Here is a 16,431-nt window from a genome sequence, read left to right on the forward strand (position 1 = left end):
GTTTTGAGGGCGCCTTCGGGCGCCCTTTCTTTTTGTGCGGCATTGCTGCAGGAGAAGTGCAGCATAGCGGATCATCGGGGCAGGTTACGGGCAATCCTTTATCCCATTGATACCTCTCACTAATACTTGACTTTACGCCGCCCGACGCTGTGAGCGAGAGGAAATTTCGCAGCAAATGCTGCATGCTCTTTTGCACTGCAATATTCGTTTTGCTGCGATCCGAAGCGCAGCAAATGTGAACGGTCAGTGTTCAAGCAGGCCGTTTGCCTTTTCCTCGCCAGCCGGACAAATAGGCCATGCACCCGCGAGACCAGACCATCTTTGCGCTGTCATCCGGCCGTCCGCCGAGCGCGATCGCCGTGGTGCGCGTCTCGGGCGCGCAAGCCGGTCAGGTCCTGACAGCGCTCGCGGGCAGGCAGCCGGCGCCGCGGCAGGCCAGCCGGCTGTTGCTGCATGACGCCACGGGCCAGCCGATCGACGATTCGGTCGTGCTTTGGTTTCCGGGGCCGGGCAGTACGACCGGCGAGGACGTCGCCGAATTTCACGTCCATGGCGGTCGCGCGGTGCTCGCCGCGCTCCTTGCGGCTATTTCTGCTATTCCGAATACGCGCGCGGCCGAGCCCGGCGAGTTCACCCGGCGGGCCTTCGAGAACGGCAAGCTCGATCTCACGGAGGCGGAGGGGCTTGATGATCTCATTCATGCCGACACCGACCGTCAGCGGCGGCAGGCGCTGCGACAGTTGCAGGGCCTGCTCGGCGATCGCGCACGCGACTGGCGCGAGCGCATCATCGAGGCGTCGGCGCTGATCGAGGCCGGAATCGATTTTTCCGATGAAGGCGATGTGCCCGCGGAATTGAGGGCGCCGGCGACCAAGGCGATCAAGGCGCTGCACGATGAAATCGCAAAGGTCCTTGCGACGCAGGGACATTCCGAACGCCTGCGCCACGGCCTGGTGGTTGCGATCGCCGGCGAGCCGAATGTCGGCAAGTCGACCTTGATGAATCAGCTCGCTCGCCGCGAGGTCGCGATCGTCTCGCCGCATGCCGGCACCACGCGCGACGTGATCGAGGTGCAGCTCGATCTCGATGGCTATCCGGTCACGGTCATCGACACCGCCGGGATTCGCGAGACCGATGATCCCGTCGAGCAGGAAGGTGTCCGGCGGGCGAGGGCGCGGGCCGAAGATGCCGATCTGGTGCTGTGGTTGGTGGAGGGAGCGGCCGCAGCTGATCCGGACGCGATGCGGTCACTTCGGAAATCCGGAGACAGCGACCGGGGGGACGGGACGGTCTGGATCGTGCGCAACAAGATTGATTTGGGGGCAGCCGGACCGGGGGGCGAGTTCGGAATCTCGGCGAGCCGTGGCGATGGCATTCCCGAGCTGGTCGAGGCCATTGTGAAATTCGCGACCGAGTTCTTCGGAACCAATGAGGGCGCATTGGTCACCCGGGCCCGCCAGCGAGATCTGTTGGCTCAAGCGTCGGACAGCTTGCGCCGGAGTCTGGAGCTTATAGAAGAGGGCGAGGAACTCGCCGCCGAAGAGCTGCGCGCAGCTGCTTATGCTCTGGGGCGTTTGCTCGGCCGGGTGGACGTCGAAGACGTCCTTGGGGCCATCTTTCAGAAATTCTGTGTCGGAAAGTAGCGCTGGTTCTACATTGTAAAACTAGTGCTTGTTCCGTTTCTTGTGCTCCACGTGAAACAACCAGTGCCCGCCCGTTTCACGTGAAACATCACCGTCTTCGCCGACATGGCTCGGTGGTCGTTCCTATCCTCGCTCATTGCGAGGAGCCCCTCGACGAGGGAGTCTAGGCGGCTCCGAGGGCTGGACTGCGTCGCTGCGCGCGCATAACCGACGTTGCGGCGAGAGTCCTGTTCAACAGCTCACATTATCTATCTCCGTTGCGCCACCACTCTGTTTCACGTGAAACAGCAACAATTCCAACGCTCCTCCTACTGTGCATGGGGTTGTTTTATGTGAAACCAGCGGGCGCTCGTTTCACGTGAAACATTGGTCCCATCAGTTTCTACTTCCGGCTTTCGTACCTCTGAGTTAGAAGTCCGCCCATGCCACCAGAGCCAGAGAGTTTCGACGTCATCGTCATTGGCGGCGGCCATGCCGGCTGTGAGGCTGCGGCTGCCTCTGCCCGCGTTGGGGCGGCGACCGCTCTGGTAACACATCGCTTCTCCACCGTTGGCGCGATGTCCTGCAATCCTGCCATCGGCGGCCTTGGCAAGGGCCATCTGGTCCGCGAGGTCGATGCGCTCGATGGTCTGATGGGTCGGGTTGGCGATGCCGGTGGCATCCAGTTTCGCGTCCTCAATCGCCGGAAGGGTCCCGCTGTGCGTGGTCCCCGGGCCCAGGCCGACCGGAAGCTCTACGCCGCCGCCATGCAGACCGCGATCCAGGAGACTGCGGGCCTTTCCGTGATCGAAGGCGAGGCCGACGAACTGATCGTGGTCGATGGCCGGGTGAATGGACTGCGCCTGGCCGACGGCCGGGAGCTCCGGGCAGGGGCTGTCGTCGTCACCACCGGCACCTTCCTTCGTGGTCTGATCCATCTCGGTGAGAAGAACTGGCCCGCCGGCCGGGTCGGCGAGGCCCCTGCGATGGGCCTATCGGCCTCCTTTGAGCGTGCCGGGTTCACGCTCGGGCGGCTCAAGACCGGTACGCCGCCGCGCCTGGACGGCACCACGATCGACTGGTCCGCCGTTGAGATGCAGCCCGGAGACGAACCGCCGGAACCATTTTCGGTGATGATCAAGCGGATCACGACCCCGCAGATCCAGTGCGGCATCACCCGGACCACCTCCGCGACCCATGAAGTGATCCGCGCCAATGTCCATCGCTCCCCGATGTACTCTGGCCAGATCAAGAGCTCCGGTCCCCGCTATTGCCCCTCGATCGAGGACAAGATCGTCCGCTTCGGCGATCGCGATGGACATCAGATCTTTCTGGAGCCGGAGGGGTTGGACGATACGACGGTCTATCCCAACGGCATCTCGACCTCGCTGCCGGAGGAGGTCCAGCTCGCGATCCTCGCCAGCATCCCGGGCCTTGAGCGGGTCAGGATGGTCCGACCCGGTTATGCCATCGAGTACGATCACATCGATCCCAGGGAGCTCGATCCGACCCTGCAGACCAAGCGTCTGCGCGGTCTCTTCCTGGCCGGGCAGATCAATGGCACCACCGGATATGAGGAGGCCGCCGGGCAGGGCATCGTGGCCGGCCTCAATGCGGCGCTCTCTGCCAGTGGTGCTGCACTGACGGTGTTCGACCGCGCCGACGGCTATCTCGGCGTGATGATCGACGATCTCGTCACCCGCGGGATCAGCGAGCCGTATCGGATGTTCACCTCGCGCGCCGAATACCGGCTGACCTTGCGGGCGGACAATGCCGACCAGCGCCTGACCGAGAAGGGGATCGCCCTGGGCTGTGTCGGCACTGCCCGGATCCGGCATCATCGCACCAAGATGGGCGCTCTGAACGCCGCCCGGACCCTGTCGAAGTCTCTGACCATCACGCCGAACGAAGCGATCAAGCACGGACTGTCCCTGAACCGGGATGGCCAGCGTCGCTCAGCCTTCGAGCTGATGGCCTACCCGGACATCGGCTGGAGCCAGGTCCGCGCCATCTGGCCGGAGCTGTCTGTGATTGATCCCGTGATCGCCGCCCATCTCGAGATCGACGCCAAATACGACGTCTATCTGGAGCGCCAGAGCGCCGATGTCGAAGCCTTCAGGCGGGACGAGGGGATGGTGCTGTCGGAGGTCGACTACAGCCTCGTCCCCGGTCTCTCCAATGAGGTGCGAGCCAAGCTCGAAAAGGCGCGGCCCTTCACCGTCGGTCAGGCCGGCCGCATCGACGGCATGACGCCAGCGGCCCTCGGCATTCTCGCAGCCTATCTTCGCCGCGAGGCGCGCAAGATGTCCAAGGCCATCGCATAGGGTTTCACGTGAAACAGCGCGGACCGGGCGGGGACAGACCGCTATCGCGACGACCTGGAGCGGGCGAGGGCGGTCGTCACCGCCCGGAGCCGGCGCCGACCCGACCAAGGATCGATAAGGCGAGTGCCAACGACCAGGCACTCGATTCCATCATCGCTGCCGACAAGCGCGCCGCGCTGAAGCTGGCGCCCGTTTCACATGAAACGGAGGTCCGGCTCGACCGCTACATCGCGCTGCTCCGGGAGTGGCAGGCCAAAACCAACTTGGTGGCTCCATCGACCCTGCCCCACCTCTGGACCCGGCACATCGCCGACTCGCTTCAGCTCGTCGATCTCGCGCCGTCAGCAAAGCGTTGGGCCGACCTCGGCAGCGGCGGCGGCTTCCCCGGCGTCGTCCTTGCCTGCGCCATGGCTGGCATACCGGGCGCGTGCGTGCATCTCGTCGAGCGCATCGCCAAGAAGGCCGCGTTTTTGCGCGAAGCAATCCGCGTCACCGCATCTCCGGGAGTCGTACATCTCGCTGAGATCGGGGATAATGTGGATAGAATCACCGGTCCCGTCGATTGCGTCACCGCGCGCGCATTGGCTCCTCTACATCAACTCATCGGCTTTGCGGAGCCGCTGATGCGCCAGGGCGCCAGGGCGTTGTTTCCGAAGGGTCAAGATGTAGAGGCTGAATTGACCGAGGCCGCTAAATATTGGAATATTCAGCCGCAGCTCCACCGAAGCCGGACAGGGGACGGGTGGATCGTCGAACTGGGTTCGGTTGAACGGCGCGGCTGAGGCGCTCAGGGGTGAGTGGGGAATTTCGATGACCGTGATGGACGAACCGCAGCAAGACCAGACCGCCCAGGAGACGGAGCACGTCCCGCACGGCCACCCGCGCATTCTGGCGCTGGCGAATCAGAAGGGCGGCGTGGGGAAGACAACCACAGCGATCAACCTCGGAACGGCACTCGCCGCGATCGGCGAGCGCGTCCTGATCGTCGATCTCGATCCTCAGGGCAACGCCTCGACCGGCCTCGGCATCGATCGCCGTAACCGTTCCTGCTCGACCTATGACGTGCTGATCGGCGAAGCCCCTCTGCGGGAAGCAGTGGTGTCCACCGCGGTGCCGCGGCTGCACATCGCGCCCTCGACCATGGACCTCTCCGGCCTCGAGCTCGAGCTCGGCACCACGGCCGGCCGCGCCTTCAAGCTGCGCGACGCGATCGGCGCGCTCAACAACAATGTCTCGCCGGAATCGGACTACACGTATGTATTGATCGACTGCCCGCCCTCGCTGAACCTGCTGACCGTGAATGCGATGGCTGCATCGGACGCGATCCTGGTGCCGCTCCAGTGCGAGTTCTTCGCGCTCGAAGGTCTGTCGCAATTGCTGCAGACGGTGGAGCAGGTGCGCTCGACCCTCAATCCGAACCTGTCGATCCACGGCATCGTGCTGACCATGTTCGACTCGCGTAACAACCTCTCGAACCAGGTCGTCGCCGACGTCCGTCAGTTCATGGGCGAGAAGGTCTACAAGACCATGATCCCGCGTAACGTGCGTATTTCGGAAGCGCCGTCCTACGGCAAGCCGGTTCTGGTCTACGATCTCAAATGCGTCGGCAGCGAAGCCTATTTGCGGCTTGCCACCGAAGTGATTCAGCGCGAGCGCGAACTGCGTGTCACGCATTGACGGGACGTTGATCCGTAGGATGGGTAGAGCGCGGCGAAACCCATCTCCCAAGCGCAGATGGCGATGGGTTTCGCTTCGCTCTACCCATCCTACAAGTTTCGAAAATTCAGGTTCTGGAGTGCTGCAGCGTGAATCCAAGGGAGCTGGCGATGGCGGATGAAGCGCGTTCGCGACTGGGCCGGGGTCTTGCAAGTCTGATCGGTGACGTCGGCGGCGAGGCCCAGCACGTCGACCGTCCGCGCGCGCAGCGCAAGGTGCCGATCGAGTTCATCAAGGCCAATCCGCGCAATCCGCGCCGGACTTTTTCGGACGCCGAGCTCAAGGAGCTCTCCGAGTCCATCAAGCAGCACGGCGTGATCCAGCCGATCGTGGTGCGTCCCGTGAAGGGCGCACAGGATCGCTACGAGATCATCGCCGGCGAGCGGCGCTGGCGCGCCTCGCAGATGGCCGGCCTGCATGAAGTGCCGATCGTCCCGGTCGACATCTCCGACAGCGATGCGCTGGAATTCGCGATCGTCGAGAACGTGCAGCGCGAGGACCTCAATCCGATGGAAGAGGCGCAGGGCTATCACGCGCTCGCCAACGAGTTCAAACGCAGCCAGGAAGATATCGCAAGAGTCGTCGGCAAGAGCCGCAGCCATGTCGCCAACATGATGCGGCTGACCAAGCTGCCGGCCGAGGTGCAGGCGTTCATCGCCACCGGCGAGCTGACGGCGGGTCACGCCCGCGCGCTGATCGGCGTGCCCGATCCTCTTGCTGCCGCCAAGCGCATCGTCGAGGAAGGCCTCAACGTCCGCCAGGCCGAGGCGCTCGCGCATGAAGAGGGCGTACCGGAGCGCAAGCCGCAGAAGGCGCGCAGCACCGGGGGCAAGGAGAAGGATCCTGATACGATCGACCTGGAGAAGCGCGTCAGCGACGCACTCGGCCTCAAGGTCACCGTCAATCACCGCGACCCCGGCGGCTCGGTCCAGATCAATTATCGCAACCTCGATCAGCTCGACGAGGTGATGAAGCGGCTGGCGAAGGGCGCGCTGTAGCCCGGCTGTCGTCCTGGCTAAGGCGAACTTTCTCCACGCGTCATCGCGAGCGAAGCGAAGCAATCCAGAGTCTTTCCGCGGAGGGATTCTGGATTGCTTCGTCGCAAGGGCTCCTCGCGATGACGGGCCAGAGTGTGGTCCTACCCCCGCCGCCTTGCATTCACGGCAATCGCCATCAGCGCGCGCTGGGCGATGGTGGCGGCGAGCGTGGATTGCTTGCGGGTGTCGAGCGCAGCGGTTGCGAGCTGCTCGATGACAGCGGCGAGCTTTGCCACGCTGAAGTTACGCAGCGCGGTCTCTACTGCGGGCTTTCGTGAAAAATGCAGCCGCGGGAATCCGCCGTCGAGCACGGCGGAGGCCGGCGTGCCGTCGGCAATCGCAAGCGCGGATTTGTGCAGCCACGCGGCCTGGCGCTGCGCGGCCGAGATGATCACGCCGGGATAAGTGCCGGCGATCATGGCCTTGGCGAATTCGGTCTCGACGATGTCGGGCCGGCCGGCGAAAGCGCCGTCAACGATCGGATCGAGCTTGAGCTCGGACGCATCGGCAACGACGGACATCACGTCATCCAGCGTGATCTCGCCTTTGCCGTGAGCATAGAGCGTGAGCTTGCGCAGCTCGTTGCGCGAGGCCTGGCGGTCGCCGCCGAGGAACGACATCAGCGCGGCGCGGGCGTCCTGGGCGATGCGTAAGTTCGCGATGCGAAGCTCTTCCTCCATCAGCTTCGCCAAATCGCGCTCGGTGTCGGGATAGCAGCCGATCGCCACGGCGGTCCTGGCCTTCTCGCATGCCTTGCGCAGCGGCGATTCCGGGCGCAGCTCGCCGGCCTCGATCACGATGCGGCAATCCTTCACGCTCATCTCGGCCAGCGTGTCGACGCCGGCAGCAAAGCTGCGCGATCCCGCGCGAATGCGAATGGCGCGGCGACCGCCGAACAGCGGTACGGTCATGGCTTCGTCGACCAGGCGCGACGGTTCGGCGGAGAGCTCGTCACCGTCGAGTTTGACAAGCGAGAATGGATCGTTGGGATCATCGACGGCGGAGGCAATCAGCGCGTCGGCGCGCTCGCGCACCAGGCCGGCATCAGGACCATAAAGCAGGACGATCGGCCGGCTCGAATCGGGGCGAGCGAGGAAGGCGTCGATCTCTTTTCCGCGCAGCGCGACCATCGGGCCTAGACCGTCATTCCGGGGCTCGCAAAGCGAGAACTACAGTAGGCAATTGCGCACCTGAGAAACCAGAGGTTGGGGATCGAGATTCCGGGCTCACGCTATGCGTGCCCCGGAATGACGGAAAGTTGTTACGTTCCGGCGGTGAAGAACGCGGCGAGCCGGGTGTTGATGTTCTCGGCGATCTCGTTGGCGGCACGATCCTCGGCGTCACGCACCGCGCGGTTGCGGGCAAAACGCTGGTAGGAGCCGGGCAGGTCGTACGACACCCGCGAGAAGGTGGTGCCGGTCATCACCGACTTGCCAGTCGCGACCTCGATCAGATTGTACTGGCAGTCGATGCCGTAGTTCTCTGTGTTCGGCAGGCCGGTGGCTGGATCGACGATCAACGACGTCCTGCTGGAGGTGAAACGGATATCCAGCCGATGAGTCGGCGGCATGCCCGTTGCCGAGCCGTAGAGCTTGAACGCGAGGGCATTGCGGACCTCGACGCCGACGCGGGCTTCGCGCGAGGCGTTGGCCTTGGGGATTGGCGGCAGCTCAACGCCCATCAGCTTTTCACGCAGGCCCGGGGTGCCGTCGGTATGCTCGGCATACATCGGCTGGAAGCAGCCGGCCGTCGTCGCCGCCAACGCGGCGACTGCCAGCAATCGGGCTGCGATGCGGATCCTAGCCGACAACATTCACGATCCTCTTGGGGACAATAATCACCTTGCGGACGGGCTTGCCGTCCAGGGCCAGTTTTACAGCATCGAGGGCCAAAGCGGCAGCCTCGATTTCCGGATTCTGGGCCGCTGTTGCAACCGTGACCTCACCCCGCTTTTTGCCGTTGACCTGGACCACCAGGGTCACGCTGTCTTCAACCAGCAAATCGCGTTCGATTTGCGGCCAATCGGCCTCTGAAGCCAGTCCGGGCTGGCCCAGAACCTGCCAGCACTCCTCGGCCAGATGCGGCATCATCGGGGAGAACAGCTGGACCAGGATCTGGCTGGCCTCCCGGATCGCCCAGGCCAAATCCGGAGCGAGATCCGCCGCCGACTGGCCGAGGCGCTGGAGCACCTCCGAAAACGTGTTGGTGAACTCGCGGATATGGGCGAGGCAGACGTTGAAGTGGAGCCGCTCGATGCCCGATGTGACCTTGTCGAGCGCGCCATGGGCGGCCTTGCGCAAGGCGGTCGCGTCGTCACCGAACGAGGCCGGCCGAGCTGCCGGGGCAGCCTTGCCGAGGTCCGCGGCATCGCTCACCAACCGCCATAGCCGCTGCACGAAGCGCGAGGCGCCTTGCACGCGCTCGTCGCTCCAGATCACGTCACGGTCGGGCGGGGAGTCCGACAGCATGAACCAGCGGGCGACGTCGGCGCCATAGGTCGCGATAATGTCGTCGGGGTCGACCGTGTTCTTCTTCGACTTCGACATCTTCTCGATCGGGCCGATCGTGACGTCCTCGCCGGTGCTGAGCAAGGTCGCGCGGCGGCCATTGCCGCCGACCTCGATCTTCACCTCGGCCGGCTGCACCCAGTTGCCGTCGGCCTTCTGATAGGTCTCGTGCACCACCATGCCCTGCGTGAACATGCCCGCGAACGGCTCGTCCAGCGCGATGTGTCCGGTCGCCTTCATGGCGCGAGTGAAGAAGCGGCTGTAGAGCAGATGCAGGATCGCGTGCTCGACGCCGCCGATATACTGGTCGACCGGCAGCATCCGGTTCGCAATGGCGGGCGTCGTCGGTGCGGTCGCGTTCCAGGGGTCGGTGAAGCGCGCGAAGTACCAGGACGAATCCACGAAGGTGTCCATGGTGTCGGTTTCGCGCTGAGCCTTGCCGCCGCATTTGGGGCAGGTGACGTGCTTCCAGGTCGGGTGATGGTCGAGCGCATTGCCCGGCCTGTCGAAGCTCACGTCTTCCGGCAGGACCACCGGCAACTGGTCATCCGGCACCGGTACCACGTCGCACGTCGGACAGTGGATGACGGGAATCGGGCAGCCCCAATAGCGCTGGCGCGAAATGCCCCAGTCGCGCAGGCGGAAATTGACCTGACGCTCGCCGACCGGCGCATTGCCGCGTATCTCGCTTTCCAGGCGCTTTGCGACTTCCTCCTTGGCCTCGTCGATCGTCATGCCGTCGAGGAAGCGGGAATTGATCATGCGGCCGTCACCGTCATAGGCAGTGTCGGTGATGACGAAGGATTTTGGATCCTGGCCCTCGGGGCACACCACCGGCGTATTGCCGAGGCCGTACTTATTGACGAAGTCGAGGTCGCGCTGGTCATGCGCGGGGCAGCCGAAGATCGCGCCCGTGCCGTATTCCATCAGCACGAAATTGGCGACATAGACCGGCAGCTTCCAGTTCGGGTCGAACGGATGAACAGCCTTGATGCCGGTATCAAAGCCCTGCTTCTCGGCGGTGTCGATGATCGACTGCGCGGTGCCGATCTTCTTGATGTCGGCGATGAACTCCGCAAGCTTCGGATTCTTCGCGGCTGCGGCCTGCGCCAGCGGATGATCCGCCGAGATCGCCATGAACTTCGCGCCGAACAGCGTGTCGGGGCGCGTCGTAAAGATCTTTAGCTCGGCCTCGCCGGCGGGCGTCGTCGCTTGATCCAGCGCGAAGCGGATCAAGAGCCCCTCGGAGCGGCCGATCCAATTGCGCTGCATCAGCCGCACCTTGTCGGGCCAGCGGTCGAGCCCATCGAGTGCCGACAGCAATTCCTGCGAGTACTTCGTGATCTTGAAGACCCACTGGCTCATCTCGCGCTGTTCGACGACAGCACCGGAGCGCCAGCCGCGGCCGTCGATCACCTGCTCGTTGGCGAGCACGGTCATGTCGACCGGATCCCAATTGAGCTTGCGCTTCTCACGCTCGGCGAGGCCCGCGGCGAGCATGTCCAAAAACATCTTCTGCTGATGCTTGTAGTAGCTGGGGTCGCAGGTCGCGAATTCGCGGCTCCAGTCCAGCGACAGCCCGATCGAGCGGAGCTGTTTCTTCATCGCGGCGATGTTGTCGTAGGTCCAGGCCTTCGGCGCGACCTTGCGCTCGATAGCGGCGTTCTCGGCCGGCAGTCCAAAGGCGTCCCAGCCCATCGGGTGCAGCACGTTGAAGCCCTTGGCGCGCATGAAGCGAGCCAGCACGTCGCCGAGCGTGTAATTGCGGACATGGCCGATATGGATGCGCCCGGAGGGGTAGGGGAACATCTCCAGCACATAATATTTCGGCCGCGAATCGTCGTTCTTCGAGACGAAGATCGCCTGTTCGTCCCATATGCGCTGCCAGCGCGGTTCGGCGTCGCGGGCGTTGTAGCGTTCGGAGGTCATGGAATCGTTGCGTTTTCGTGGTTTCGGCGGCCTGAAGAGGCCGGACTAGGCCATAGAAGTCCTCGGGGGGTCAATGGGTTGCCGCCGGAACTGGTGGCCCGCAATGCTGCTCCGCAAAAGTACGGATGAGGGCATTGGGATCGGATTAAGGGGTCGGTGCGAGTTTGGCCGCCAATAAGGTACCCCGCGTCAGGCAATGGCCTCAAATTTCGACGATCCCGACTATGACTATGCCGCCTCCATCGCCGGCCGGGCGGTGCGGAGCATGGCCGAGCAGCGGATTCCGCCGACGCCGACCAATTTCGCCATCTGGTTCCAGTATTACGCCGGCGGCCATGACGACCTGCGCAACGCCATCGATCTCCTGATCGACCACAACCGTCCCTTCGACAGCCGAACCAATCAGGAGCTGTTCGAGACCTATATCGCGCCCCATGTGAGCGCGGCCGTCGTCGATACGTCCGAGCGGCTGCATGCTCTCATGGGCGCGGCGAAGGAGTTTCTGGCGACCGCGATCGCCGACAACCGCTCCCAGATGCAGGTGATCAGCCAGGTTGCCGATCAGGGCCGGGCGGGCGTCGACCCGAAGGCGCTGGTCGCCCGGCTCATGAACGAGCTGGCGCGGGCCGCAACGAGAACGACGCGACTCGAGGCAGGCTTTGCGGAAAAGACCCGCGAGCTCGATGTCATCAGAGATTCGCTCTCCAAGTCCGAGGAGCGCGCCCGGACCGACACATTGACGGGACTCGCCAACCGGCGCGCGCTGGATGAGTTCCTGCGCAAGGCGCAGACGGCGGCGGATTGGGGCGAGCCGCTGAGCGTCCTCCTGCTCGACATCGACCACTTCAAGACCTTCAACGACAATTTCGGCCACGGTGTCGGCGACCAGGTATTGCGTTTGATGGCAAACGTGTTGCGCGAAAAGGTTCGCGTGCAGGATCTGCCGGCCCGCTACGGCGGCGAGGAGCTGATCGCAGTGCTGCCCGATGCCGATCTTGCAGCGTGCACTGAGATCGCCGAGCGCATCAGGCGCGCGATCGCGGAGTGCACCATCACGCGCCGTTCGACCGGCGAGGTGTTGCCGAACATCACGGTTTCAATCGGCGTGGCACAGTATCGGATTGGCGAGGCGATCGCCGATTTGATCGAGCGCTGCGATCGCGCGCTCTATCTCGCCAAGGGCGGCGGCCGCAATCGCGTCGTGACCGAGAACGAACTCGACCACGCCGTTGCTGCAGGTTGACAGCGCACAGCGAGATCAGGACAGCAGTCGTGCTTTAACCTGCCATCGCGATCCTGGCAGCGCCGTCCTCGATCGCCTGCACGCCATGCTCGACGACATTGTTGCGGCCGCGATGCTTGGCGGCGTAGAGCGCCGCGTCGGCAGCTTCGATCAGATCGCCCGGACGCAAGGCTTCGTTCGGTCGCGCCGCCGCGACGCCGATCGACACCGTGACGACCATGTGAGCCGAAGTGATGTGAGGCAGGCAGAGTTTCAGCACGGCCGCGCGCACCTGCTCGCCGATCTCGACGGCGCGATTGACGTCGCTATTCGGGACCAGCAGGCAGAATTCTTCGCCACCATAGCGGGCTGCAAAGCCCATTGTATCGGCGGCGATACCGGACAGCGATTCGCCGAGCCGGGTCAGGCAGGAATCGCCTTCGAGATGGCCGTAGGTGTCGTTGAACAGCTTGAAATGGTCGACGTCGATCATCAGAAGCGCGAGCTCGCTGCCATATTGTTGCGCGCGCATCCATTCGAAGTCGAGCCGGCTCTGGAAGCCGCGGCGGTTGGCAAGCCCCGACAGCATGTCGATCGAGGCCATTACCGTCAGCCGGTCGTTGGTCGCGATCAGCTCGCGCTCGCGCTGGCTGAGCTGGGCCGCCATGGCGTTGAAGGCGCGCGCCAGCGGCACGAATTCGGCCGGCAGCCGGTTGCGCGCCGCGCGGGCCGACAGATCGCCCTCGCCGAGACGCTTGGCCATGTCGGCGAGCATTTCGATTGGCTTGATCACGAGCTTCTCGGCGGCGATCAGCGCGCCGAGCAGCACGAACATGACGACAAAGGCGAGCTGGAGATAGGCGGTGCGGATGTCGCGGTTCACCGCCGCGGAAACCTTGTCTTCGTCGATGCTGGTGATCAGGCGGGAATTGGTGCCCGCGATGCGGATGAAGCTGACGGCGCGACGTGATCCGTCAGCGGCGAGAAAGGACAGGGAGCCTTCGTCCTGGTTCGAGCGCAGGGCCATGTCGGCGATCGCCGACATCAGCGGCATATTGTCGAGGGGACGACCGACCGCGCTGTGCTGGTCGGCGGGCGCGGCCAGCACGGTGCCGGCGCTGTCGACCAGCACCGCCGTAATACCGGCGCGGTCGCCCAGATTGTTCATCACCTTCGACATCCAGTCGAGGTTGACTGTTGCCAGCACCACGGCGTCAGTGACGCCGCTGAACGCTGAGACCGGATAGACCGCCATGACGGTCGGCGATTGCACCGGTCGCGACAGGATGAAGTCGGACAGCACGAATCGCCCGGTCTCCTGCGCCTGCTGGAAATAAGGCCGATCGGAAAGGTCGAGGCCGACATACATGTTGTTGGTGGCGCACTGGATGCGGCCATCCTGACCGGCGATCAGGAGCGTGCGGATCCAGGGAAGGTTCGTCGGCAGGCTCGCGCGCAGCACATCGCAGCTCTTGCTGACGCCACCGGCCGAGGCGCGAATGAAGGCTTCCGATTTCAGGATGGTCTCGACCGACGATATCAACTCGCGCTGCGCATCGGCGCTGTGTCTTGCGACGGTGGTGAATTCGGCGGTGGCCTGTGCGATCTGCTTGGTGCGGGTGTCTTCGAGCGAGCGGATGCGCTCGAGCATCAGCGGGGTGACCAGAATCACCGCGAGCAACGCAAGCCGGGCCCTGATACCGAGGACCTGCTTGAGTTTTGCTCGTTTGCGGTTGAAACTGACGTTTGCCATTTTCGTTACCCACCCCGCGGGCAAGGTAAAGCGAAGGGTTCAAAAACTCTTTCTTGAACTTGGTAAAATTGGAACTACCTCCGGTACTCGCATAGCCCGACCCACATCATGACAGACAACAATGCCGCGCCGGTAACCGGCGATTCACCAAGCGCGCTTGCCGCGGTCGAAGCGGAGATTGCACGTGCCTGCAAGGATGCGCGGCGCGATCGCGCCTCCGTGACGTTGATCGCGGTGTCCAAGACGTTCGCTGCGGATGCAATTATCCCGGTTATCGGCGCCGGGCAGCGCGTATTCGGCGAGAATCGGGTGCAGGAGGCCAAAAGCAAGTGGCCGGCGTTAACAGCCGATTACCCTGACATCGCGCTACATCTGATCGGGCCGCTGCAATCCAACAAGGCGAAAGAGGCGGTCGCGCTGTTCGATGCCATCCATTCGGTAGACCGCCCGAGCATTTGCCAGGCGTTAGCCAAAGAAATCAAATCCCAGAACAAGCATCCGCAGCTCTTCGTCCAGATCAACACCGGCGAGGAGCCGCAGAAGGCCGGCGTCGCGCCCGGTGAGGCCGATGCCTTCCTCGCGAGCTGCCGCGACACCTATGGCCTGACGATATCGGGCCTGATGTGCATTCCGCCGGTGGACGAGCCGCCCGCCGCGCATTTCGCGCTGACCGCCAAGATCGCCGCGCGAAACGGATTGCAGAATCTCTCGATGGGCATGAGCGCGGATTATGCGACCGCCATCATGTTGGGCGCCACCCATGTGCGCGTGGGAAGCGCGATCTTCGGACACAGGTGAGAGCCGTCGGCGAAGGCCGAGATCCAGAAAGGGCCTGCGAATTCGTCATTGTGAGCGCAGCGAAGCTATCCAGAGTCCCTCCGCGGAAAGATTCTGGATTGCTTCGCAATGACGGCGGACGCGCCTACGCGAACCTCACCGACACCTTCCCCAACACGCCAAAGTCCGCCGCGAAATGATCGCCGGCCTGGATCGGCAGCGGCGGATGACAGGTGCCCGTCGTCACCACCTCCCCTGCCAGCAAGGTGATGCCCAACCCGCGCAGCTCATTGGCAAGCCAGGTCAGTGCCATCAGGGGATCGCCGAGCACGTTCTTGCCGTGACCGACATAGCGCTCGCCGCGCAGCGTGATCTGCGGGCGTTCCTCGATGAGATCCATCGTGCGCCAGTTGGCTGATGTTGCCGCTCCAAGCACGAACAGATGGGCGCAGGCGTTGTCGGCGATCAGCTGAGCCTCGCCCGCGCCGGCGAAATCGGCGAAGCGCGAATCCGGGATCTCGATGGCGGGATGCAAGGTGTCGACGGCCGCAAGTACCTCGTCGACGCCATAAGGCGTCGGTCGCGGCGCAAGGTCGCGCCCCATGCGGAAGCAGAATTCGGGTTCGGCGACGCGCATTGCATTGCCCTTCATCGACGCGATGCCGCCGCCGGCGATCACTGTGTCGCTCATGATGCGACCGGCCAGCGGTCCCGAGACATTGATGTGTTTCTGGCCGGCCTCGCTCGTCGCCGCGATCTTCCAGCCAAACAGCTTTCCAAACGACTGCTCTTCGAGCATGGCCTGCACGGCGTAACCATCGGCGCGGCTCTGCGGCCGCAGCCGCGCCTCCAGCGCATCGAGCTTGCGGCCGTCGCGCCAATGTTGAACGAGGACCTGCGAAGCAGCTTTGGTCTGATCCTTGTCGAGCATCTGTCTTCATCCGATGATGATTCTTGTTCTTGGTCCTATCCGCCGCAGCAATTGCAGCATCGCCGCCTTGGTCATGGAGACGCAGCCCGCGGTCGGACCGAAATTGTCGCGCGCCAGATGCAGGAAGACGGCGCTACCGCGGCCGGCGATGCGCGGCCTGGTGTTGTGGTCGATCTCGATGATGAAGTCATAGAGATGGTCGGCGCGCTTGAGCCGGTCGCCGCCCTCGCCCTGCCCGCGCCGAATCCACGTGTTGTAGTGACGATCGCCGGGGTCCTCGCACCATGCGTCCGTCTCGCCTATGGTCCGCGCCGGAAGAAAGGTCTGGGGCCGGCTATGCCGGTCGCCCCGCCACCACAATTGCCTGGGACGAAAGCAGCCTCTCGGGGTACCGCCGTCGCCCTCGCGCTTGTTGGCCAGAATGCCGCCGCGCCCGAGCGCGACGGGAATCGTCAGGTGGCCTGCCGTCAGCCAGCCCCGGCGCGGATTGCCGGCCGCAGCCTTAACGTGGATCGCGGACAGCGGTCCCGGACCTCGATTCCCGCCATAAGTAACTGACACAGCTTTATTTTTCATGTGAATGCGCGATGTCGAATTCATTACAGGACATTCA

The 16,431-nt window shown here is 63.9% G+C and carries 13 protein-coding genes; 7 read left to right on the top strand and 6 right to left on the bottom strand.

Going from position 1 to position 16,431, the window contains the following annotated elements; all coding sequences use genetic code 11:
- Nucleotides 1–296 precede the first annotated feature (296 nt).
- The 5 genes from mnmE (at nt 297) to XH88_RS01065 (ending at nt 6,660) form a co-directional block, all read left to right on the top strand.
- Nucleotides 297–1,643 (top strand): tRNA uridine-5-carboxymethylaminomethyl(34) synthesis GTPase MnmE, encoded by a 1,347-nt coding sequence (gene mnmE, locus XH88_RS01045; protein ID WP_271613566.1) that lies wholly within the window; start codon nt 297–299, stop codon nt 1,641–1,643.
- Between the two features lie 422 nt (nt 1,644–2,065).
- A complete protein-coding gene (gene mnmG / locus XH88_RS01050) occupies nt 2,066–3,946 on the top strand; it encodes a tRNA uridine-5-carboxymethylaminomethyl(34) synthesis enzyme MnmG (protein WP_271613567.1) in 1,881 nt (626 codons plus the stop codon).
- 149 nt (nt 3,947–4,095) lie between these two features.
- Complete coding sequence (rsmG, locus tag XH88_RS01055; RefSeq protein ID WP_271613624.1) at nt 4,096–4,728, top strand: 16S rRNA (guanine(527)-N(7))-methyltransferase RsmG; 633 nt, start codon at nt 4,096–4,098, stop codon at nt 4,726–4,728.
- Between the two features lie 28 nt (nt 4,729–4,756).
- On the top strand, nt 4,757–5,623 hold the full coding sequence (locus XH88_RS01060; protein ID WP_271613568.1) for a ParA family protein: 867 nt from the start codon (nt 4,757–4,759) through the stop codon (nt 5,621–5,623).
- A 149-nt stretch (nt 5,624–5,772) separates the two neighbouring features.
- Entirely contained in the window at nt 5,773–6,660 is an 888-nt protein-coding gene (locus XH88_RS01065) for a ParB/RepB/Spo0J family partition protein (RefSeq protein ID WP_271613569.1), read from the top strand.
- A 140-nt stretch (nt 6,661–6,800) separates the two neighbouring features.
- On the opposite strand, the gene holA is transcribed toward XH88_RS01065, so the two are convergent.
- The 3 genes from holA to leuS form a co-directional block, all read right to left on the bottom strand.
- Nucleotides 6,801–7,829, bottom strand: coding sequence for a DNA polymerase III subunit delta (gene holA, locus XH88_RS01070; RefSeq protein WP_271613570.1), 1,029 nt, complete (start codon nt 7,827–7,829; stop codon nt 6,801–6,803).
- Nucleotides 7,830–7,960: 131 nt separating this feature from the next.
- Nucleotides 7,961–8,512 carry an LPS assembly lipoprotein LptE gene (locus XH88_RS01075; RefSeq protein WP_271613571.1) on the bottom strand — a complete coding sequence of 184 codons (552 nt, stop codon included), beginning with the start codon at nt 8,510–8,512 and terminating at the stop codon, nt 7,961–7,963.
- The gene (gene leuS, locus XH88_RS01080; protein ID WP_271613572.1) at nt 8,499–11,135 is read right to left on the bottom strand and encodes a leucine--tRNA ligase; all 2,637 of its coding nucleotides are present in this window, start codon (nt 11,133–11,135) and stop codon (nt 8,499–8,501) included. Before leuS ends, XH88_RS01075 begins: the two co-directional genes overlap by 14 nt.
- Before the next feature lie 196 nt (nt 11,136–11,331).
- Between leuS and XH88_RS01085 the strand changes: the two genes are divergently transcribed.
- Complete coding sequence (locus tag XH88_RS01085; RefSeq protein ID WP_271613573.1) at nt 11,332–12,378, top strand: GGDEF domain-containing protein; 1,047 nt, start codon at nt 11,332–11,334, stop codon at nt 12,376–12,378.
- A gap of 34 nt (nt 12,379–12,412) precedes the next feature.
- On the opposite strand, the gene XH88_RS01090 is transcribed toward XH88_RS01085, so the two are convergent.
- Entirely contained in the window at nt 12,413–14,110 is a 1,698-nt protein-coding gene (locus tag XH88_RS01090) for a diguanylate cyclase domain-containing protein (RefSeq protein WP_271613574.1), read from the bottom strand.
- Nucleotides 14,111–14,218: 108 nt separating this feature from the next.
- Here XH88_RS01090 and XH88_RS01095 point away from each other — a divergent pair, with 108 nt between their 5' ends.
- The gene (locus XH88_RS01095) at nt 14,219–14,908 is read left to right on the top strand and encodes a YggS family pyridoxal phosphate-dependent enzyme (RefSeq protein ID WP_271613575.1); all 690 of its coding nucleotides are present in this window, start codon (nt 14,219–14,221) and stop codon (nt 14,906–14,908) included.
- A 124-nt stretch (nt 14,909–15,032) separates the two neighbouring features.
- On the opposite strand, the gene XH88_RS01100 is transcribed toward XH88_RS01095, so the two are convergent.
- Together XH88_RS01100 and XH88_RS01105 are read right to left on the bottom strand one after the other, a co-directional pair.
- Nucleotides 15,033–15,818, bottom strand: a complete 786-nt coding sequence (locus tag XH88_RS01100) for a 2-keto-4-pentenoate hydratase (protein WP_271613576.1) — start codon at nt 15,816–15,818, stop codon at nt 15,033–15,035.
- Between the two features lie 6 nt (nt 15,819–15,824).
- Nucleotides 15,825–16,394 (bottom strand): L,D-transpeptidase family protein, encoded by a 570-nt coding sequence (locus XH88_RS01105; protein WP_271613577.1) that lies wholly within the window; start codon nt 16,392–16,394, stop codon nt 15,825–15,827.
- Nucleotides 16,395–16,431: the final 37 nt, after the last annotated feature.

Origin of the sequence: Bradyrhizobium sp. CCBAU 51627 (assembly GCF_028128765.1) — a bacterium.
Taxonomy (GTDB): Bacteria; Pseudomonadota; Alphaproteobacteria; order Rhizobiales; family Xanthobacteraceae; genus Bradyrhizobium.